Origin of the sequence: Geotalea uraniireducens, from assembly GCF_027943965.1 — a bacterium.
Taxonomy (GTDB): Bacteria; Desulfobacterota; Desulfuromonadia; order Geobacterales; family Geobacteraceae; genus Geobacter; species Geobacter uraniireducens.
In genome coordinates, this window is record NZ_AP027151.1 from 921940 (window position 1) to 943165 (window position 21226).

The 21226-nt window shown below is 54.0% G+C and carries 20 protein-coding genes; 17 read left to right on the forward strand and 3 right to left on the reverse strand.

Annotated features, from left to right (window positions below; translation table 11 throughout):
* The first annotated feature begins 113 nt into the window (after positions 1-113).
* The 16 genes from QMN23_RS04440 (at position 114) to QMN23_RS04515 (ending at position 14974) form a co-directional block, all read left to right on the forward strand.
* The gene (locus QMN23_RS04440; RefSeq protein ID WP_282002103.1) at positions 114-2012 is read left to right on the forward strand and encodes an ATP-binding cassette domain-containing protein; all 1899 of its coding nucleotides are present in this window, start codon (positions 114-116) and stop codon (positions 2010-2012) included.
* A gap of 129 nt (positions 2013-2141) precedes the next feature.
* Positions 2142-2501: a hypothetical protein gene (locus tag QMN23_RS04445; RefSeq protein ID WP_282002104.1), complete on the forward strand. Its 360-nt coding sequence runs from the start codon at positions 2142-2144 to the stop codon at positions 2499-2501.
* A 267-nt stretch (positions 2502-2768) separates the two neighbouring features.
* Positions 2769-3143, forward strand: coding sequence for a hypothetical protein (locus QMN23_RS04450; protein WP_282002105.1), 375 nt, complete (start codon positions 2769-2771; stop codon positions 3141-3143).
* Between the two features lie 122 nt (positions 3144-3265).
* A complete protein-coding gene (locus QMN23_RS04455) occupies positions 3266-3760 on the forward strand; it encodes a hypothetical protein (protein WP_282002107.1) in 495 nt (164 codons plus the stop codon).
* Positions 3729-4307, forward strand: coding sequence for a hypothetical protein (locus QMN23_RS04460; protein ID WP_282002109.1), 579 nt, complete (start codon positions 3729-3731; stop codon positions 4305-4307). The genes QMN23_RS04455 and QMN23_RS04460 overlap by 32 nt, the downstream gene beginning before the upstream one ends.
* Before the next feature lie 57 nt (positions 4308-4364).
* Positions 4365-4757 carry a hypothetical protein gene (locus QMN23_RS04465; RefSeq protein ID WP_282002110.1) on the forward strand — a complete coding sequence of 131 codons (393 nt, stop codon included), beginning with the start codon at positions 4365-4367 and terminating at the stop codon, positions 4755-4757.
* 70 nt (positions 4758-4827) lie between these two features.
* Entirely contained in the window at positions 4828-5487 is a 660-nt protein-coding gene (locus tag QMN23_RS04470) for a hypothetical protein (RefSeq protein WP_282002112.1), read from the forward strand.
* Between the two features lie 619 nt (positions 5488-6106).
* Positions 6107-6883: an SPOR domain-containing protein gene (locus tag QMN23_RS04475; RefSeq protein WP_282002114.1), complete on the forward strand. Its 777-nt coding sequence runs from the start codon at positions 6107-6109 to the stop codon at positions 6881-6883.
* Between the two features lie 143 nt (positions 6884-7026).
* A complete protein-coding gene (locus QMN23_RS04480) occupies positions 7027-7356 on the forward strand; it encodes a hypothetical protein (RefSeq protein ID WP_282002115.1) in 330 nt (109 codons plus the stop codon).
* A gap of 80 nt (positions 7357-7436) precedes the next feature.
* Entirely contained in the window at positions 7437-7868 is a 432-nt protein-coding gene (locus tag QMN23_RS04485) for a hypothetical protein (RefSeq protein WP_282002117.1), read from the forward strand.
* 148 nt (positions 7869-8016) lie between these two features.
* Positions 8017-8382, forward strand: coding sequence for a hypothetical protein (locus QMN23_RS04490; RefSeq protein ID WP_282002119.1), 366 nt, complete (start codon positions 8017-8019; stop codon positions 8380-8382).
* 356 nt (positions 8383-8738) lie between these two features.
* The gene (locus tag QMN23_RS04495) at positions 8739-10958 is read left to right on the forward strand and encodes an RCC1 domain-containing protein (RefSeq protein WP_282002120.1); all 2220 of its coding nucleotides are present in this window, start codon (positions 8739-8741) and stop codon (positions 10956-10958) included.
* A gap of 543 nt (positions 10959-11501) precedes the next feature.
* Positions 11502-12374, forward strand: a complete 873-nt coding sequence (locus tag QMN23_RS04500) for a hypothetical protein (protein WP_282002122.1) — start codon at positions 11502-11504, stop codon at positions 12372-12374.
* Positions 12375-12483: 109 nt separating this feature from the next.
* Entirely contained in the window at positions 12484-13008 is a 525-nt protein-coding gene (locus QMN23_RS04505) for a hypothetical protein (RefSeq protein ID WP_282002124.1), read from the forward strand.
* 682 nt (positions 13009-13690) lie between these two features.
* Positions 13691-14278: a hypothetical protein gene (locus tag QMN23_RS04510; protein WP_282002125.1), complete on the forward strand. Its 588-nt coding sequence runs from the start codon at positions 13691-13693 to the stop codon at positions 14276-14278.
* Between the two features lie 228 nt (positions 14279-14506).
* On the forward strand, positions 14507-14974 hold the full coding sequence (locus tag QMN23_RS04515) for a hypothetical protein (protein WP_282002126.1): 468 nt from the start codon (positions 14507-14509) through the stop codon (positions 14972-14974).
* Between the two features lie 21 nt (positions 14975-14995).
* Here the strand turns inward: QMN23_RS04515 and QMN23_RS04520 are convergent, their stop codons facing one another.
* On the reverse strand, positions 14996-15952 hold the full coding sequence (locus QMN23_RS04520) for an HD-GYP domain-containing protein (protein ID WP_282002127.1): 957 nt from the start codon (positions 15950-15952) through the stop codon (positions 14996-14998).
* A 393-nt stretch (positions 15953-16345) separates the two neighbouring features.
* On the opposite strand from QMN23_RS04520, the gene QMN23_RS04525 reads away from it, so the two are divergent.
* Positions 16346-18328 (forward strand): multicopper oxidase family protein, encoded by a 1983-nt coding sequence (locus QMN23_RS04525; RefSeq protein ID WP_282002129.1) that lies wholly within the window; start codon positions 16346-16348, stop codon positions 18326-18328.
* A 60-nt stretch (positions 18329-18388) separates the two neighbouring features.
* Here QMN23_RS04525 and QMN23_RS04530 read toward each other — a convergent pair whose 3' ends face one another.
* Positions 18389-20359, reverse strand: coding sequence for a PAS domain-containing sensor histidine kinase (locus QMN23_RS04530; RefSeq protein WP_282002131.1), 1971 nt, complete (start codon positions 20357-20359; stop codon positions 18389-18391).
* 264 nt (positions 20360-20623) lie between these two features.
* Entirely contained in the window at positions 20624-21064 is a 441-nt protein-coding gene (locus tag QMN23_RS04535; protein WP_282002133.1) for a hypothetical protein, read from the reverse strand.
* Between the last annotated feature and the right edge of the window lie 162 nt (positions 21065-21226).

Here is a 21226-nt window from a genome sequence, read left to right on the forward strand (position 1 = left end):
TTTCCCGGTGGCGCGATCGATAAAATCGGCTGTGCCGATGACGGGAGATTGACGGAGAGGGGGGAAACGGTCAATACTGTGCCACGGATCGACAGTAACGGGAAGGAGTCATCGTGGCACTGCTCACCTTGCGCAACATCACCCTCGCCTTCGGCGGGCCGCCGCTCTTCGACGGCGTCAATCTCCAGATCGAGGAGGGGGAACGGCTCTGCCTGCTGGGGCGTAACGGCACCGGCAAGTCGACCCTGCTCAAGCTCCTCGCCGGGGAGATCCCCCTCGAAGGGGGGGAGATCATGCGCCAGCAGGGGGTGCGGGTCGCCCTCGTCTCCCAGGAAGTTCCCCAGGGGCTGGGCGGGACGGTCTTCGACGTGGCCGCCGCCGGGATGGGGGAGGCCACGGCGCTCTTGGCCGAGTACCATCAGGTGAGCCACCGGCTGGCCGAAGCGGCGAATGACGAACTGCTGGCGCGGCTGGCGACCCTGCAGAAACGGCTGGAAGAGACCGGCGGCTGGGGGCTCCACCAGGAGGTGGAGCGGGTGCTCAACCGGCTCTCCCTCGACGCCGACGCCCCCTTCGCCAGCCTCTCCGGCGGCACCAAGCGGCGGGCGCTCCTGGCCCGGGCCCTGGTGGCTGCCCCCGACATCCTGCTCCTCGACGAGCCGACCAACCACCTGGACATCGACACTATCCTCTGGCTGGAAGAGTTCCTGCTCAAACAGGTGAAGACGCTGCTCTTCGTCACCCACGACCGCGCCTTCGCCCGCCGGCTCGCCAACCGGGTCGCCGAGCTGGACCGGGGGCGGCTCTACGCCTTCGCCTGCGGTTACGACGAATTCGTCGAGCGGCGCGAGGCGCTCCTGGAGGCGGAGGTGACCCGCCAGGCGCAGTTCGACAAGAAGCTTGCCCAGGAGGAGGCCTGGATCCGGCAGGGGATCAAAGCCCGGCGGACCCGCAACGAGGGGCGGGTCCGGGCGCTGAAGAAGCTGCGCGAGGAACGGCGGCAACGGCGGGAGCGGCTCGGTACCGCAACCATCCGCCTCCAGGAGGCGGAGCGCTCCGGCGCCCTGGTCGTCGAGGCGGACAACGCCTCCTTCGCCTACGGCGACCGGCCGATCATCCGCGACTTCTCGACCACCATCATGCGCGGCGACCGGGTCGGGATCATCGGCCCCAACGGCTCCGGCAAGACCACCCTGCTCCGCCTGCTCCTCGGCGAACTCACCCCCGACAGCGGCGACATCCGCCTCGGCACCCGCCGCGAGGTACTCTACTTCGACCAGCTGCGCGAACAGCTCGACCTGGACAAGACCGTTCAGGAGAACGTCGGCGAGGGGAACGACACCATCATGGTCGGCGGCAAGAGCCGCCACGTCATCGGCTACCTGCAGGATTTCCTCTTCTCCCCCGACCGGGCCCGGACCCCGGTCCGCATCCTTTCCGGCGGCGAACGGAACCGGCTGCTGTTGGCCAAGCTCTTTACCAAGCCGGCCAACGTGCTGGTGCTGGACGAGCCGACCAACGACCTCGATGCCGAAACCCTCGACCTGCTCGAAGAGCTGCTGATGGACTACTCGGGGACCATCCTGCTGGTGAGCCACGACCGGGAATTCCTCAACAACGTGGTGACCAGCACCCTGGCCTTGGGCGGCGACGGCCGGGTGCGCGAATACGTCGGCGGCTATGACGACTGGCTCCGCCAGGCCGCCGCCGAGGCGCCGGCACCGGCCAAGCCGGCGGCAACCACCGCGGCGCCGGTCCGCGAGCGCGCCGAGCGCCCCCGCAAGCTGAGTTTCAAGGAAGAGCGGGAGCTGGAGGCGCTTCCCGAGCGGATTCACCTCCTGGAAGAAGAACAGGAACGGCTCCACGCCACCCTGGCCGACCCGGAATTCTACAAACGCGCCGGCGCCGAGGTCGCCTCGGTCAAGGAGCGGCTGGAAGCCCTGGAGGCGGAGTTGACGGCGGTCTACGATCGCTGGGAGGAATTGGAAACGGTCAAGGGGGCGGTAAAATGAAAATGATATTCAACTTTTGTCCTGCTGCGGTATAATTGAAACAGGAGAAGATATTTGGACAGAAGGTCATGGCAAGCGCTGCCGGCCCGGCGACGGGCATTGCGGCAGCGGCCGGAAAGGAGGCACGCCATGAGAGGGTCGGACGCGAGAAAGATGGTCAGTGAAAATGTCAGCGCAGAGCACCGGTTTGTCCGGTGGTGGCGGAAGGAAAATGACTTCCTCGACTACGAACTGATCGACCGGTTCCTGGAAAACGTCCCCAGCTACGAAGAGGTCGGCGGGGTCGAGCTGCTCACCATGGAACAGATGATCAACGAGGTCAAGCGGATCGGCGGCAGCCGGGTGCGGATCATGCACGGCGAAGGCGGCGACCGGGTCGAATGGCACCATGGCAGCAAAGGGAGCGAGCGTGATGAGGTCTGCGCGCTGACTCCGGAAGCGCTCTTGACGATCTACGATGTGGAAACTCGCGGTAACCCGGTCGACTAGCCGGGGGCATTATGATGGGTGTTGCAGCACAGGGGCCGTCCCGCCGGGAACGGCCTCTTTTTTTGTCTTCGATTTGTCGTGAGTGTCCGCTCCCGGGTCCGCGGGTGGGGTGGTTGCCGCTGGCCGGGCAATTTTTTTTCGGTGAGGTTACTATATGTAGGAACTTTGCGGAATTCCGGGGAGTTGCGGGGTGAATTGGGCTTTGTGAGCGTGGGCTTATGTGGTAGGGTGGGGGTGCTGGCGAAGGCTGTAGCCCACGGAGGGGCCATGCTCAAGGATATGAAATCATACTGCCACCTGAAGCCGGGGCAGAAAGGGACGCAGCGCCTGGTGGAGCAGTACGGCGACGCGCTTCTCTGTGTCCGTTACCGCTATGACGCGAAACGCGGGGTGCGGTTGAAAACTGTCGAGTTGATTGTCGAGGAACGGCCAGCGCGGCGGTCGTGCCGCTTCGGTGATGACGACCTGGCGCCGGTCGCGGTCGGCTTCGAAGAGACGGCTTTGCGGGAAAAGCTGCGTCAGATGCGGGCGAAATGGGACCCGCGGTTGAGACTGTGGCTGGTGCCGTATCGGTTGGTGTGCGGCACCGAGTTTGAGGCGAGAATTCCGGAAGAGTTCATCAATGGGACCAGGAGATTGTAAGCTACTTGTATAGGTGACCGGTGAGTTACCTATATAAGTAGCAAGTTCGCTATATAGGTAACAAGTTACTTATATGGGGAAACCGGTCAATAACTAGTTGGCTAGAGGGAAAAGAGGATCAAATGAAGCTCGATGAGGAGTACAAAAATCAATTTTCAGAAAAGCTGTTCGAATCCTTATTTGCTCTTATCACTGGTTCGGTCGGTGGATTTTTCCTTTTTGTGTCAGGATGGTTTGGTAAGTCCATAATCAAAAGAGGCACAATAGAAACCGACGATGTTGTGTTTTTAGCTATTTTACTACTCATCGCATACTGGTTTTTGAAATTAACATATAAGCTTGCTCTACATAGATGCACATATTTGTTGTCAAACGTTGAATTGAAAGTTACGGGCTGGTTTTTCATACTTTTTGTACCGAGCATTTTTGTTCTTAATCTGTTGAACCATCAACAGCCCAACATCCAAGAGTTGATCCCTTGCACACCAGGAATCCTGTATGGATACTTCGCTTTGAAGGTCGCAAAAAAAAGGATGAAATCAGACTCTGAACCGCGAAGGGACAGAGAAGTAAAGCCGCAACAACGTGAAAAGGAAAGTGGAGTGGCAACTTCCTGAAAAGCAAAGCCAACAAAGCGTAACAGCGGGCAAGCCGCTGTACTCTCAGCCGTTAGGTGAGATAGAAATGAAAGGAAAACTGCTATTCATAAATGTCTTGTTCGGTGTTGTCGCTGGCGTGGCAATCGGCTACTTTTTCGACATCGGCGGAAACAAATTATATGTATGTGCCGGAGAAATTATTACCGGAGTCACTGCTGGGGCGTGGCTGACAAAGAAAATGAAAGAAACACAAATTTTACAAAACATGACGATGGGCAGCATTTTGTTCTGCAATGGAAGCATGTGGTTCGGCATTGCAGCTGGATTACTCGCTGGAGCCATGACCATGTACTTACTGTTTTTTATAGTCTTCATTCCTTTGTTTGGGCATCCCGAATCAAGAGCATGGCCGGATGCAGTAAATTTAACGTTTGAAACAATGTTGTTTTTTTCGTCTGGAATTGCTGCCATCCTGATTGGAATAATGCTTTCTCGAAATAGCCTAAAATTTATTGAGGTGAACAATGGACACCTAACCAGGCCCTTGGACGCCGACCGGGGCTGAGAAGCGCCCCGGTGCGGGTCAAGGGCGCGAGCCGTTGAGCGACAAAAGGAACAGCAAATGGAAACCCCTATCATGCGGAGAATGATGATAGTTCTCTGGGGCTGCATAGCGACCTATTTCATCCTTGTGAGTCTTGCTGGACTCTTTGTGGCAAGGAGTTTCGATACAGTCAGCGGATATCGAAAAGAAACAATAGAGTCATTGCTCATCTCATTAGTATTCGGAGCTACTGCGGCCGTCGGATGCTTCGGACTACAACAGAAAAAGAGCTGGAGCAGAGGAGTCATCTTTGCTTTATCAGGAGCATCGATGCTCTACGCTTCTTCATTCTTCGCTAATAGCCAGATTCAAAGTTCTGGAAGCGGATTGGTGGCTTTTTTGCTCGCAGTGTCAGCCATCTCAATAGTGGGAATATGGAAGAAGGAAGACAGCGCTCAACCAGACAGTTAGACGCCGCCCGCCCGATAAGCCTGGGCTGGCGGGTCACCGCCCGAGCCGTTGGCAATAAATTGAGGATGAAATGAAATCCAGAAAAGTAAATTTCTATGTTGTTGCTGCATTGTCCGTTCTAGCTCCGACGGCAGCACGAGCAGACGCTGGGGTTCCTATGCTTGCGCTGCTTTGGCCCGCATCGTGGATTGCGTTCATACCAGTCGTCATAATCGAAGCTTGGATTGCCAGGCGAATAATTGGACTCACGTGGAAGCCAGCGCTTATTCGATCAAGCATCGCAAATGCCACATCCACACTCATTGGAATTCCTCTCACTTGGGGCGCTCTTCTAGTTGTAGAACTTGTGCTATCTGGCGGAGGACGTGCTTTCGGAATCGATACGATACCGCAAAAACTATTTGCTGCTATCGTTCAGGCCCCATGGCTTATTCCGTATGAAGAAGATTTAAATTGGCTGGTACCTACAGCCGCGATTGTGCTTCTGGTCCCGTTCTTTTTCGCCTCTGTCTTTATTGAAAGGTGGGCATTTGACAGGAAGAAACAACTTGAGAAGTCACTTGTTCAGTTATGGAGTTGGAAGGCAAATTTGGCGACTTACGGCATAATACTATTCCTGCTTCTTTGTACCCTGGCTTACAGCATTGTAAAGCCCAAGCCATCGCCGAATCCCAGAGCATACGAGAATACCCCGTACGCCAATGCAACAACGTCGCGCAGCCGAAAGTGACTAGAAGGCGGTTGCCAACCACTCGGCGGCACTCGGTCTCCGCTACGCTTCGCCGGTGCGCCTCGGACCCGTTATACCGAGAAAAGGAAAATAGATGAAGTCATTGACAACAATAGCGTGCTTGCTACTGCTCTGCATTTCGGCGACGTCCTGTGCTTCGAAGTCTAACACGATCCGAACAGCAAATATGAAGCTTGAAATAAAAGCAGAAGTAACACCCAAGTTCAGAAGCTTCAAAAACGGCGAAAGTAAAATCTAAGGTAACATAACGATAACAAACCAAACTTCAACACCTCAAAAGTATGGAAACAAATTTTTGAAGCTGGTCGTGAATGAAAACCACACTGCAAGGACTTATAAGGACACATTTGCTTCAGAGGTCATTGACTTTAGTGTCGTGAAGATCAATCCACACTCTTCATTGTCACTGCCAGTTTACTGGGTTTTCAGCGTACCAATAGAAACGAAGGTTGGCTCTCTTCGACTGTCTCTTGACGAAGAAGGTCTTGAAAAGGCAGAAGGTATAACACGGCCGTAGACGCTGACGTGGCAAAAGGCGCCACGCAGGTCACGGCCGGCCCCGTTGGTCGAATTGAAAAAGAGGCAAGGAGGCTCAGCGATGCTTTTTCGACAATGGAAATCGTTTCTCTTGGCTTCATGCGTCCACTTTCTTCTAACAGCCTCCCTAAGCAGTGCAGCTCAGATCAAAGGAAATAAAGAGACCAATGGCTATTCCGTCAATGTTGGGGCTTTCGCAGAAGAGAAGAACGCCGAACGTCTTGCGGCCAAACTTCAAGCAAAGGGAATTGATGCCATCTATTTCAAAAAGGACAATGGAGTTTATACTGTTCGTTTCGGTGAATTTGCCACGCTTGACGCAGCTAGGAACGTTGCTAAGAAACTCGTAGATGACAAGTTAATCGGTTCCTATTTTATCGTTAGTTCAGATACGCACCCCAAAAAAACTATTCCACAGTCACAGTCAACAAAAAAAAATGGTTGGGTTGATGAGTTGGTGCAGGTTCAAAGGTCGATGCAAAAGACAGATGCAGATCGGCAGGCAGAATTAAGCTTGCTCAAATCAAAAGCCAAGAATATGAAGGAATTCTTTGATAAGACGAAGTCGGCTCCCAGTAAATTTACCTCGAAATGCGGAGTCAGTAATGATTCACAACATCCTGCAGTAGTCTGCACTCTATTCTTTCCAGACGTAGGACCTAACATGAGGTATTATCATAACATAGATGCCTTCGTTCACAGAGCGACAGCCATTTTAGCAAAAGATGGTAACTTTTCTTTCTTTATTGACGCCCTTGTTGGTGGTTTTGTCGCTTATAAATACTCCTATACCAAAGAGTTTGATCAGATAGACAGAGTTTCTACAATGCCATATTAAGATAAGTAAGAATGAATAGGGATTTCCCAATTCACGGCTGGACCGGCCCGAAACCGGCCGGTTAGCCTAGCGTTGTGCAAAAAAATTGAGAAAAGAAAAAATCAAAGAGGCACCAGAAAATGGGAACGTGGCCTGAGTATCTGATGAACAGTATTGGATTGAAGATTTCCCTAGGGATCTGCCTCTTTCTGGTCATTAACATCATGATTGCGAAGATCAACGAAAGGAAGCGAGTCGTAGGCGGAGCTTCGGAAGAAGATCAGAAACTTCAATCAATAAAGACAATGAAGAGGTTATGGATCGGCATGCTTGCCGGCTTTGTAATCTCCGTTGTAATTGGAGTGACACAATTTATCGTCCGTTTTGGTTACTTTACACTTCTACAAGAAATTGGAGTTGTAACCGTAGGGTTTGTCGGCGCTGTTATAGGCGGACTGTTTGGGGTTATTAAGTGGCGGAGTAAGTCTGCTTGAGGCACAACCAGGTGGCGGCACACAGGCGCTGATGCGCTGGTGCGCCCCCGGCCCGTTGGACTAATTTAAGGAGGAAGAAAATGAAATCTTTTTTGACACTGGTAATGGCGGTCCTTTTTTCCACGGCATCACTTGCCCACGCTACGGACAAGATTATCATTGACGGATTCAATGATTGGGGAAAAGGAGGCGCACCTGCGGCGTTTACTACTTGGGCTAAAGGTGGACCACTTGACGGGAGTAAGGAACTACAGGCACAAGCAAGTCAATTTGGGCAAATAGGGACTTACTATGGAAAATACTCAGGATTTGAAGTGATTGAAGAGTCGATAATCGGAAAAAACAATAAGGTTGTCTACGCAATGTTGAATTTGGAATTCGGATCGTTGTTTGGAAGATTTCTTATGTATAAGAAAGCAAATGGTGAGTGGGTGTCGCCGAACTTTAAGTTTCACACAGAACCTGAGGCGATTTGGCCAAATGAGTTAATTATGAAATATATCAAGAAATAGAGGTGCATCACGGGGTGTTGGGGGTAAAGCCCACAGAACGGCTATTTGAGCAAAAAACGGTACATTCCAACCAGCCCCATAGACGCCGACCGCCCGAAATAAGTGGGCGGGCGGGTCATGGGGCACCCCGTTAGCTGAAAGAGAAAGAATGATGATAACCGATGAAAAGCCGTCGTTTTTGAGGATACTTGGTTTTTCGGTCGTTCTCGGAGTATTAATCGGAGTGCTGTGCATCTGGCTATTTTCACCGTTTGAATTCTTCTTCGCAAGTGTCGGCGCTGGAGTAGCATTCGCCGTGACATTTGGAATAGCAAGCACATTCACAAAGCTATCAAGAAAGGCTCATTTCCTGCCAGTTGTGGTTGTTGCTGGTTTCGTAGGCGGATGCGCATGGTGGGCAATAGCAAAACCAAATGTCCCGATTTATGTCTCGGTACTGATAGGCGGCGGATTTGCCGCCGTTGCCATGTGGAATGAATCGGATTTAGTTTTCGGAAGAAAAAGAAAACCCTAGAAAACAGGAAAACCATGAATAAATACAAGGTAATGATGAATGGGCGTAACTTCCAAATTCTTCTTGAAGGAGTCGTTCAAAGAGTAGGTTTCTAGGGGCACCCTTCGGGGACGTTGGTCACTTGTGCTAACTTACATAGGATAACTATCTGAAAACCATGCCACGAACAGCGCGAATCGACATACCTGGAGCGCTTTGACGAGTCATCGATCGCCGCGATATCTACACGGATGACGAGGACAGACAAGCTTTGCGGGGGCGAATTCAAATTGCAAGTGCACCGCGTGAATTTTGATACCTTCCTATGGAAATCAGGTGATTGTGAGGGTGAATTTTACACCTTAAAGGGGCTACGCGTGAAAAAACTGGAATATCTAAGTCTCATTCTCTTGTCAGTATTCATACTTTCTGCTTGCGGAGGAAATAGCTCCAGCACATCTAACAACGATTCCAGTGCAGCATTCGCAGTCGTATCGGCGGGAGACTGGCATTCGGTCGCAACAAAAACTGACGGCACACTCTGGGCGTGGGGATATAACGGTTTTGGCGAACTGGGTGATGGAACTAACGAGGATAAGAACACGCCCGTCCAAATCGGATCTGCAAGCAACTGGAAATCTGTGTCAGCGGGAGGAAGCCACACTGTTGCAATAAGAACCGACGGCACACTCTGGGCGTGGGGGGGTAACGGTTTTGGCCAACTGGGTGACGGTACCAGCGAGGATAGGAACGTTCCCGTCCGAATTGGATCTGCAAGCAACTGGAAATCTGTATCTGCGGGAGAAAGCCACACAGTGGCAGTAAAGACCGATGGTACTCTCTGGGTATGGGGAAATAATAGTAATGGTCAACTTGGAGATGGAACTATGGATGCCAAGTTCATACCCGTTCAGGTCGGATCTGCTACTAACTGGAAATCTGTGTCAGCGGGAGGAAACCATACGGTTGCGGCAAGGACTGACGGTACGCTTTGGGCATGGGGACATAACGGTTTTGGCCAACTGGGCAACGGAACTAACGATGCTGCTAAGATCGCACCTGTCCAGATAGGATCAGCGACCGACTGGCAATCAGTGTCGGCAAGAGGCGACCACACGGCTGCAATAAAAACAGACGGCACTCTCTGGGCATGGGGAGATAACGTTTGGGGCCAACAGGGGGATGGAACGTTGGGAATAGGGCAAAATAAATATACCCCAGTCAAAATAGGATCTGAAACCAATTGGGCAGCCGTGTCTGCTGGAGGTCATTACACGATCGCAACAAGAACTGACGGTACACTCTGGGCGTGGGGAACTGGCCCACTGGGGGATGGAACTGACGATGTTAAGACTGCACCTGTCCAGATAGGGGCCGCGAAAGATTGGAAATCAGTGTCTCCGGGAGGAGGCCACGTGGTTGCGGTAAGAAACGACGGTACCCTTTGGACGTGGGGTGACAACTATTATGGCCAATTGGGAAATGGTATTTCAGGTGAAGAGCAACACAGTAATATTCCGGTCCAGATTGGCTCTTCAATCAACTGGGGATCTGTGTCGGCGGGAAACAGCCATCACACGGTCGCATTAAAAACTGACGGCACTCTCTGGGCGTGGGGTGACAACTATTATGGTCAATTGGGGGACGGAACTAATGTTGCTAAGAACGCCCCTGTCCAGATCGGCTCTGCAAGCAACTGGAAACATATATCGACTAATAAATATCACACAGTGGCAGTAAAAGCTGATGGTACTCTCTGGGCGTGGGGTGACAACTATCATGGTCAGTTGGGGGACGGAACTAATGTTGCTAAGAACGTTCCCATCCAGATCGGAGTCACAACTAACTGGGAATTTGTCTCGGCGGGGAATCGTCACACGGTCGCAGTAAAAGCTGATGGCACTCTCTGGGCGTGGGGTGACAACTATCATGGTCAATTGGGGGACGGAACTAATGTTGCTAAGAACGCCCCTGTCCAGATCGGCTCCGCAACCAACTGGGAATTTGTCTCGGCGGGGGATCGTCATACGGTCGCAATAAGAACCGACGGCACTCTCTGGGCGTGGGGTGACAACTATTATGGTCAGTTGGGAAACGGAACCAACGATACCCAAAACGCTCCCGTTCAGATCGGCTCCGCAACCAACTGGCAATTTATCTCAACAGGAGGTGTTTACACAGTCGGAATAAGAACTGACGGAACGCTCTGGGCATGGGGAGATAACAGTTTTGGGCAACTGGGGGACGGAACCAATGATGCTAAGAATACCCCCGTTCAGATAGGTTCTGCAACGAACTGGCAATTTATCTCAACAGGAGGTGCTTACACAGTTGGAATAAGAACCGATGGTACGCTCTGGGTATGGGGGGATAACAGTTTTGGGCAACTGGGGGACGGAACCAACAATGCTAAGAATGCCCCTGTCCAGATCGGCTCTGCAACGAACTGGCAACTTGTCTCAGCGGGAGGCCATCATACAGTTGCACTAAAGAACAATGGCACCCTTTGGGCGTGGGGAGATAACTATATGGGCCAGTTGGGAAATGGGATTTCAGGGGGAGAGCAATACAAATTCGCACCGATAATGATTCCATGACAGGGCAACCTCCCCTTTTCTGCATTCGTCGGCTAGTACGTTCATACGCTGTCTCTCGACAGAGCTGGATTCTACGTACAGGGACTTGCACCCCATTAGTTTACGCCCACATCACAGCAGCGAGGTCAGACCTCCACAGAGATAATAAGGGTCAGGTCTACATTTTACATAAAATGAAAAATGTAGACGCGACCCCTTACGTTCTCTCCGATGCAGCAGCTAAAAAAGCTAAAGTCAAAATATACAGAGGGTTGGTCAATTACGTCCCAAGAGGCCATCATAATGGTAAAATGGGGATTTTTAAGAAATTTGATACTTACTCATATCAGAATGAGTACAGATTCGTTTTGACGTCTGGTTTCTCTACGCCCTACAAGCTTATCATCGGCGACATTTCAGATATAACAATCATTGGGGCTTCGTCTGATATTAACAACCACATCGAAGTTATCGAGCATCCCTCTGAAGATAAAGAGTAATGGTACAACCATCGGGTGGTGCGGTTACACCGCACACCCTCATGGCGTTGAATGGAAAGAATGAATGGCAAAATTGAAAAATATTGAAATTTCGGCATCCGACATCAACGAATATCTGGATTCTTACTCCGACTTCTCGTTTGAGGTAAAGACACAAAAGGAGCTAGTGAATTTGGGATTTCAGTGTCAACACGGTGGCACTTATGAAGACCCAATAACTGGTAAGTCGCGTGAGTTTGACATCCGAGCGACAAAAAGATACGAGTATCACGAGTCGTTCATCTATAGGCTATGCTTGAGTGTGGAATGCAAGAACATTCGCGCGAATTGTCCACTTGTCATCCATTGTTCGCCGAGAACGGAAAAGGAGAGCTATCAAGATCTAATTTGGAGCAGAATTGTGAAAGGTAGCATTACAGCACAATTCTCTGATCGGGCCTTTCCTTATGCACTTAGAGGAGCCGACTGTGTTTATGTTACTAAAGGCCCGGTAGGCAAAAGCTGCGACCAGGTCGGACGGCGAGACGACAATAAAGCTGAAGTTATCGGCAGTGATGGCGACGTATTTGAAAAAATATCCCAAGCCATTAATTCATCATACGACCTCATCCACTCAAGCCACTACGCAGGTGACGAGAACGTGACTATAGTTTCAAATGTGGTGCCGGTTCTGGTAGTGCCAGAAGGGCGTCTATGGACTGTCTCGTATGACAATTCAGGCGAAATAGTCGAAGGTCCGTCACCTGTATCGACAGCTACTTACTACATTGGAAAATCGTGGTCCGTAAAAGGCCACACCAATACCCAACACTACAGACTTTCTCATCTGGAAATAGTTGAGTTTGGAAGACTGTCTGAGCTGGTGAAGAAACATACCGACCAAGATAAGTTTTCGTCAAAAGTACTTAGAACAAACGTCACTATAAGGCGCGAATGAGTTGCTGAAACTGACATTCAACCATCGGCAACAGCGGTCTACGCTAACGCTCCGCCGCTGGTGCCTTGAGACGTTATGCAACAAAAAACAAGAAAAGGAGAATCAGAAAATGGCTCTAACTCTCGCAAATCTGGACGCCGAAACTCGCAGCTTCGAAACCCAAGAAATACTTGCCGACATTGCCGCAGGAAAACTCTACATTAGCGCCAGACTCAGCCCCGCTGGAGCGCAGGTTTACCCGGAAATTCTCAAAAAAGCCGCTGAACAACATGATGACACTTGGTTTGCATCCCAACTTCAAGGAAAATTTAACGCCACAGAAAACCGAAACGTCAAAGGCAAAATAATCAGCGCTAGTGTCCCCGTGAACGCCCATGAGATGTTGGCAGAAGGAGAGTTCAACAGGTTTTATCTCAGAGGTCTTTGTCTGCGAGCAATTCAAAATAATATTCCTCACCTTGTAATCTATCGCGCCAAAACGGTAAGCAACCCAAGAGCCGAATCAGAAGCCAAAATAGGAACTACCATTAACCCCGCTTCGCTCCTTGCTGACCTTCGTAACAATATCGGAATTGACACGGCGCTCGGATTGCCAGCAGGTCCGAACTCTGGTCTAAGCGCGAAACTGCCTTAAACAAATAAGAGTCGGCCTTCATCGTCAATAGTGGGGGCACGGTCATAATCACTATCAGGGCCGCTTTGCAGTTCAGAAATAAGAGCATCTAAGGGGACGTAGTTGATTAGTTGAGTAGTGGAGGGTAAGTCAACAAATCAACAACGTCCCCTGGCGGCCCCCCAGGCAACAAGCAGAATTTGATAAGAAGCTGACAGAATTGGAGCACCAGTTAGGGCTTACCCCTGGTCAACTCTCAGGAAAGTCTCAGAGAGAACCAAAATGAGGATTCTTAGCTAGGCTATTCGGTAAGTGAGCGGAAGGAGAGCAAGAAATGGCTTTGATTAATTGTCACGAGTGCATGGGCAAAGTTTCTAGTACTGCCTTGTCTTGTCCCAAATGTGGTGCGCCAATCGCCAATTTGAAAGAATACCTTGCAACTGGGACTCAATTAACAACAATACAAGAAACAAGTAAAAGGCTAAAACTGCATTTAGTAATAGGAATGGGGCTATTCATACTAGGATTTGCATTCATAGCCAATGGGCTCGCTGGACTTGGAATAACAGCTTGTGTGGTGGGCTCTCTACTGTATACATTCACGAAGATAAGAATCTGGTGGCATCATAAGTGACGTTACAACCAGCGCCACGACCGGCCCGAAGAACAGGCCGGTCAGGCTTATGCTGTTAAATGGGAAAATATGAAAAGGCTATTTGGGTTTCTATTCTTGATGTCAATGATTTTGATGACTGGCTGCATGCCATTTTGGGTGCATGATTATTATAGCCCCAGCGCGGAGGAGGGAATAGTCAAGAAATCCACTTGTTATGAATCAAGTGGTCCACCCGATACTATCGAATTCAAGCGTGACGGTGTAACTATAAAAGTAATTGCTTCAGAATTGGAGACCGGCGTTTATGTTTTTGTAAGGCTACATATTCCAAAAGGCAAAACGGTCCGACTTGAAAGCCCAACAGTAAGAATCTCAACAACTCCAGGTTCTATCACTGCAGATGGTAGTTTTAGCCCGAATTTGTATACTGGCCAGGCGCCATGGAAAATTAATGAGGCAATGATTGGCGATACAAAAGAATCAACTATAGGATTCTTTGGGCCGAAAACTTATGATAACTACTACTCTATAGGTGCAACGGTAATTATGGATAAGTCAGATAAGTTAATTATTTATATGCCCGCCTTCTACATAAATGACAAAAAGGTGCAGTTGCCGGAAATTCACTTCAAAAAAGATAAATACTTGGAGCTATTCGCGCCTATTAACTGCTGAAAATTGAATCTAACTGTCGGTGTTACTGTTTTCGCTACGTTACACAGCAGACCCTCTAGCCGTTGGCCAGAAGAGAGAAATGAAAGCAAAAATATGCGGAATCTGTTGAACTTTGCCCACCCATCCTGATTGCCGAGCCCGGCCGCTTGGCTCATGGCGGTGCCGTTGCCGGAAAAGGAGGCGCGACGTGGTAAAACCGGGGGAAAGCGAACTCTGGCGGAGGAGCCGATGAAGGCGGTTGCGGCAGCACTGATTTTATCTGGATTCATCTGGCTGGCCGGGCCGGCGGCGGCCTTCAACAGCGCCGAGGTGGCCGCGGAGGCGCAGGCCGGCTTCGTCCAGATCCTCGACCTGTGGCGGAACGAGCAGTACGCGGCACTTTACGCCCGTCTCGATCACCCTGCCGACCGGGGCTGGGACTACTTCGCGTCGCGGATCGTCTATGCGGCCCGGGTTCCCGCCTGCTGCTGGGAACAGCTCCAGGATGTGCAGTCGACGGTGCTCAACGCCGATCAGGTGGTGATCCATGCCAGGGTCGGCTTCGAGGTGGAAGGGGTGGGGACCCGGTTCGTCAGCCGGGATTTCCGGCTGCACCGGAGTGACGGCGTCTGGAAACTGCCGATGGATGATGTGTTGGCCCTCTCCGACTACAACTACCAGCGGATTCCCCGCGAAATCTACGAACGACAGCCCTGACCGCGCCGGCGGCGATCACCGTCAGCCATTCTCGACAATCCGTCCCATCAACGATTCGAAATTCCTGAACATTTCCCGATCAAAAGCACCGCGCAGCTCTTCCCGCATCAGCCTGACCGCATCGCTATGTCCGGTCGCCTTGCGATACGGCCGGTCGGTCGTCAGTGCACAATAGACGTCGCAGAGCGAGACCAGCTGCACGGCATGGGGGATGGCGTTGCCTTTGAGCTGCAGCGGATAGCCGGTGCCGTCGCTCCGCTCGTGATGCAGCCTGACCACCGCCAGGGGGGTGTCGCCGTAGACGCCCAGCTTCTCCAGGTAGTCGTAGCCGAACTGCGGATGTTGCTTGATCTTCAGGTATTCAACGTCCTTGAGGCTGTGGGGCTGGTTGATGATTTCCCGGGGGATGAATGCCATGCCGAAATCGTGGAGCAGTGAGCCGATGGCGACCTCTACCGGGTCATCGCCGGGGTGGCCGAGGTCGGCATGGAGCATGAGGGCCAGGGCCGTAACCTGGATGCTATGGACAAAGGTGTAGTAGTTGTGCGGCACCACCGAGGCGATGGCGGCCAGCGCCCGGCGCTCGGTAGTCGCATAGCGGACGAGGCTTGCCGCGATGTCCCTGCAGCGGGCGGCGTTTGCGGTCCGTTCCGGCTCGGTGAACAGGTCGTCAAGATAGTTGATTGCCGTCTGATAGAGAATCTTGCCTTTCGCCGTGCCGGAGATATCCTCCCGGCCGAGCATGGCGGGAAGGCTGGCTTCGAGTTGCTCGGTCAGCTCTTCGAGGTCGCCGGTCCGCACGTAGAGAAATTCGACGTTGTTCTTTTCGAGCCGAATCCGGTCGGTGACGGCAAAGCGCTGCTCCGGCCCCTTGTACAGGACATGGTTGCCGTCCCGTCGCAAGTAGAGCGGCATGGCGGGGAAGATGTCCGGCTCGATGGCTTCGATACTGACCGGACGATAGTAGGCTTCGTTCATGGCTCGATCCTTGGGCATGTGGGAATTGGTTACGGTGAAGCAGCTCCCGGGCGGTACGTGCAGGGAGCGGGCTTCGGGAGAGGAGCATCGGATCGGGGGTGACGACGTAATCCTCCCCTTTTAATTAATTATCGGTGCCGGCGATGTAAAACTTGAGCGGTGCCGTTGCGGATGCAGCGTAACCGGTCGTTTGTGCAACTAAAAAAAATGTTGCCCGTGGTCCTGCCCCGATCTCCTCAGGCGGCTATTTCGCGTTTTATTTTTTACATAAGGCCGTTGACAAGCGTTGTCGGTCTGGTAGATTTCAGGCAGTGTAACTAAACTGTAACCGTTGTCGGCGCGCGGCCGGTGTTGGAATGGTGCCGGCAAATCATTGGAATGGAGGTCTGCTTGATGGGGATCAAGGGCGCAGCATTGAAAAGCATGATGGGCTTGATAGTAGCCATATCGCTGGCTGGGTGTGGCAAGGACAACACGGTCGTTGTCCAGGGGGCGTCGACGCAGAACGTGCTCGATCCCTTGCAGTTGCAACAATTTGCCACGCCGTTGACGGAGATCCCGGCCGCCGTCCCCGATACGACGAGTCATCCGGGGTACGATTATTATACGGCAGTGGTCGAGCAGACTACCGACTATGATTTCGGGCTACGCAAGAAAGATGGCAGCGAATTCATCAATCCGGCCACCGGCAAACCGATCCGGACGACCGTCTGGGGCTATCGGACCAACGGGGTCAAGACCGGCTATCTCGGCGCCACGGTGGATGCCCGCTCGACGCTTGCCGGCGAAACCGGCCGGCCGGTGATGGTCAAGTACGTCAACGATCTGCGGGACGCGAACGGCCGTTTGCTCACCAAACATATCCTGACGGTCGATCCGACCCTGCACGGCGCCAACATGGGCGAGCCGGAGATCCGGATCGTTACCCATCTGCACGGCGGCCACGTGGCGTCCGAGTCGGATGGCCATCCGGAAGCCTGGATCACCAACGACCCGGCAGCTCAGACCGGCTTGCCGGCCGATCCGGTCAGCGGCCGTCCGGCGCGGCCCAACGGTAATACGGTTACCTATACCTATGCCAACGATCAGCTCGCCGAGCAGCTCTGGTATCACGATCATGCCATGGGGATCACCCGGCTCAACGTCTATGCCGGCCTGGCCGCCAATTACCTCCTGCGCGACAGTCACGAAGATTCGCTCAATTTGCCCAAGGGTCCCTACGAACTGCCGCTGGTCATCCAGGACAAGTCCTTCAACCAGGACGGTTCGCTGCATTATGATTCGAATCCGCTCGTTGCGGCGGACGGCACCCAGAAAACCGACAGCAACGGCAACCCGGTCCGGACCTCGAATCCTGAGTTCTTCGGCAATACGATCACCGTCAATGGCAAGGTCTGGCCCTACCTGGCAGTTGAGCCGCGCAAGTACCGGTTCCGGATCCTGAACGGTTCCGATTCACGGTTCTACCACATGTGGCTCGAACGCACCGACGGGCAACCGATCCCGGTGGGGGCCATCACCCAGATCGGCAACGACGGCGGCCTCCTCCCCGATGCGGTTCAGATCGGCGACAGCCAGGGGAACGGACTGCTCCTGGCCCTTGCCGAGCGGGCCGACGTGATCATCGATTTTTCCAAGTTTCCTGCCGGGACCAGCATTACCGTGCGCAATGATGCTCCTACCCCCTATCCTGGCGGGGATACCGTGTCGCCCAGCACTACCGGCCGGATCATGCAGTTTCGGATCACCAAGCCGCTGGTCGGCACCGATACGAGCGTCATTCCCGCCCACCCCCGGGTGCCGCCCGTGCTCGGCGCGCCGGACAATACCCGCTACGTCGATCTGCAGGAGACGCTGGACAATGTATTGGTCTACGATCCGAACACCGGCGCCATTGCCACGCGGCTGAAACTTTTGCTCAACGGCCTTACCTTCAATGCTCCGGTTACCGAGAAGCCGGTCGTCAATACCGTTGAGGACTGGGTGATCATCAACGATACGGTTGACACCCATCCGATGCATCTGCATCTGGTCGATTTCGAGGTGGTGGAGAAGGGTAGTGTGGCGCCGGGCGCCTATACGCCGGCTGACGGTGCTGGTGGCATGCCGACGGTCGCCCCCGGCGGGCTCCGGCCGAATATTGAGCCGGACGGTGTGCCGGCCGGCCCCGACTCGCCCTATACCGTCCAGCCGCAGGAGCGCGGCCAGAAGGATACGGTGCGGGTCCCGCCGGGCGACGAACTGCTCGGCTCCCAGGGCTACGTCCGGATTCGCGCCAGGTTCGACCGGATCGGCACCTACATGTGGCATTGCCACATCCTGGCCCATGAGGACCATGAGATGATGCGGCCGTTCATGGTGGTGCCGGCACCGTAACCGGCGATGCCGGTAGCTGGAACGTCGAGGGGGCCGGTAATGCCGGCCCCCTCGAATCGTTTACCGGTTTCGACCGGTCTCCGCGGTGTTGCATGCCGGGTCGCCCGGCTCCAGGGTGAAGGTGAAGGTTGCCCCCTGACCGGGTGCACTTTCGGCCCAGATCCTGCCGCCGTGCCGGGCGATGATCCGTTGGACCGTGGCCAGGCCGATGCCGTTCCCTTCAAATTCATCCATCCGGTGGAGGCGCTGCAGCGGAACGAACAGCCGGTCGGCATGGGCCATGTCGAAACCGACTCCGTTATCCCGCACAAAATAGCTGCGGATGTTGCCGGTGGCGACCATCCCCAGCTCAATGACGGTCTGTTCGTTCCGTGATGAGTATTTCCAGGCGTTGTCGATCAGGTTTTCCATCACCGTCCGGAGCAGGTGCCGGTCGCCCGTGGCGGTCATCCCCTCGGCGATGATGAAGCGGACCTGCCGTTTCGGTTCCGCTGCCAGCAGTTCGTCGGCGACTTCCCGGCAGAGCTCGGTCAGATTGAAGGGGGCGAACTCCATCCCGGTCCGGGAGACCTGGGAGAGGGCCAGCAGATGGTCGATCAGGGTGTCCATCCGCGCCCCGGCCCGCTGGATACGCCGGATGTAGTCAATCCCCTTGTCGTCCAGCCGGGGCCCGCAATCCTCCTCGAGCGCCTCGATGAAGCCCCGGATATGGCGGAGCGGGGCCCGCAGGTCGTGGGAAACCGAGTAACTGAATGATTCCAGTTCCCGGTTGACCGCCTGCAACTGGGCGGTCCGCCGGGCGACATTCTTCTCCAACTCCTCGTTGAAGGCCCGCATCTTCTGCTCGGCTTCCTCCCGTTCGCTGACGTCGATGGCAACGCCGCTCACCCCCGTTACCGTCCCTGCCGGATCGTAGACCGGAAAGAGCCAGGTGTCGAGGACCAGTTTGCCGACCCGATGCGTCACCTTGACCTTGTCGCCGGCCAGTGCCTGGCGGAAGGAGGCGACAATTGCCGGCGCGTCGCCGAATTGCTCGTACACGGTGGCCCCGACGACCTCTCCTTCGTGGAGGCCCAGTTTCTCCAGCCCCTTGCCCGTCGAGAGCGTGACGATCCCCTCGCGGTCAAGGTCGAAAAGAATGACCGGGACACTGTTGACGATGCTCTCCAGGTGGATTTGGCTCTCCCGCAGCGCCTCCGCCCCCCGCTTGATCTCGGTGATGTCCCGGACGACCTCGATAGCGGCGACAATGTTCCCTGCCGCATCGCGCAAGGGGCTGGCCGTCACTTCCATGTGGAGGACCCCGGCTTCGGTTCTGGCCGAAGTCTGGCGCCGATGGATCAGACCGTCGGTGAAGCATTCGACCAGCAGGCAGCCATCGCAGATCGTCTCTCGATTCTGGTAGGCCCGGTAACAGTACTCGCCGAGGTGATCCCCCTGCTTCTGCCGATGAATGCGGTTCTGATAAAGGATGCGGAACGAGGTGTCCTGGACTGTCAACGCATCGCCGAGCGCCGTGAGTACCGCCTCCAGCTTGTTTTTTTCCTCGACGATGATGTTTTGGGCCTGCTGCCGCTCCCGCAGGTCGCGGGCAACCGAAAGGAAGAATTCATGGCCGGCATGGCTTACCAGCCGGACGTTGATCTCCATCGGGATGGTACTGCCGTCCCGCCGGCGCTGCTCCGTTTCGAAAAAAGCGTAACCCTGTTTTCTGATCCTGGCGACCAGTTTCTGCCACTCGGCGAGATTGCTGACGTTAAGCGCCAGTTCGTAGATGCGCTTATCCAAAAGTTCGCTGGCGGTGTACGCGAGGTTGTCGCAGGCCTTGTCGTTGACATAGAGAATTCTGCTGTCGCCCGGAGAGACAATGAAGATTGCATCGTTCGACTGGTTGATCAGGGTCCGGAAAATCTCCAGCTCTTCCTGAATTTGCCGGCCGTGCGCCGCGGCCTGTTCCAGCTCGGCAATCCGTTGCCGCAGCACGCAAAGTTCGTCGGCCGGTTGCTCTTGCAACGTTTCAGGAGTCTCCATCGATCAACCTCTTTCCCGCTGGCGGCACGAGTTGCCGGGAAACGGGACGTTGTCCGGCTGGCTTGGCGACAGCCGGAGGGGGGGCAATGCTGAACGAAACTATACATTCCAAATGGTTGGTAATCAACTTAAGCGCTTCTCATCCTGCACGACGGTCGGTCGCCGGCCGTTTCGGGAGAAGCTGACAAGGGGGGTGGGAAAACGATGGGGAGAGCCGGCGACGATGGGGGAATGCCGGCAAAGCGGGATGGCGGCGGCCGGCGCCTAGACCAGCCCGTTGGGAGCAATGTGTCCTTCCAGACCGAGTTCGAGCACTTTTCGGTGCGGCAGGACCCATGCCCGTTCTTCGGTGCTCCAGTGGCCGCCGGCAGTTTTGACCCTTTCGCGCAGTTCGGTTTCGCCGATGCCGATTCGAATCAGGGCGTACCGTTCCCGCTGAATCACTTCGCAGGGGAGCCATTCCTGTTCTTCGATAATCAGTTCGACGGTTTTGTAACGCTTGCCCCGAGCCTTGTCGTAACGGTAACGGACGCAGATCAGCTGCTCACCGTACGATTTGAGCAGGGCCAGGGTCCCTTTCTGCCCCGGTCGCAAGGTGGTGCCGATGGCGATCCTCGACTTGTCTTCCAGGGTGAGGTCGTCTTCAATGAGCGGTGGGGTCAGCTGGTTCGTCGACAGCAGGTTGCCGGAATTCTGGTGCGACATGGCAGTCTCCTTCGCGCAACGTGTTACTGGGGCGGCCGGCGGTACGCCAACCTTTTTGCCGTGCTACCGCTGATCTTTTACCAAAAATGTGCCAGAAATTACTTTCCAGTGATTACGTGGCCTTAGCGGGAGTGAAGACTCAACGGCTAAAGGGCTAAGTGT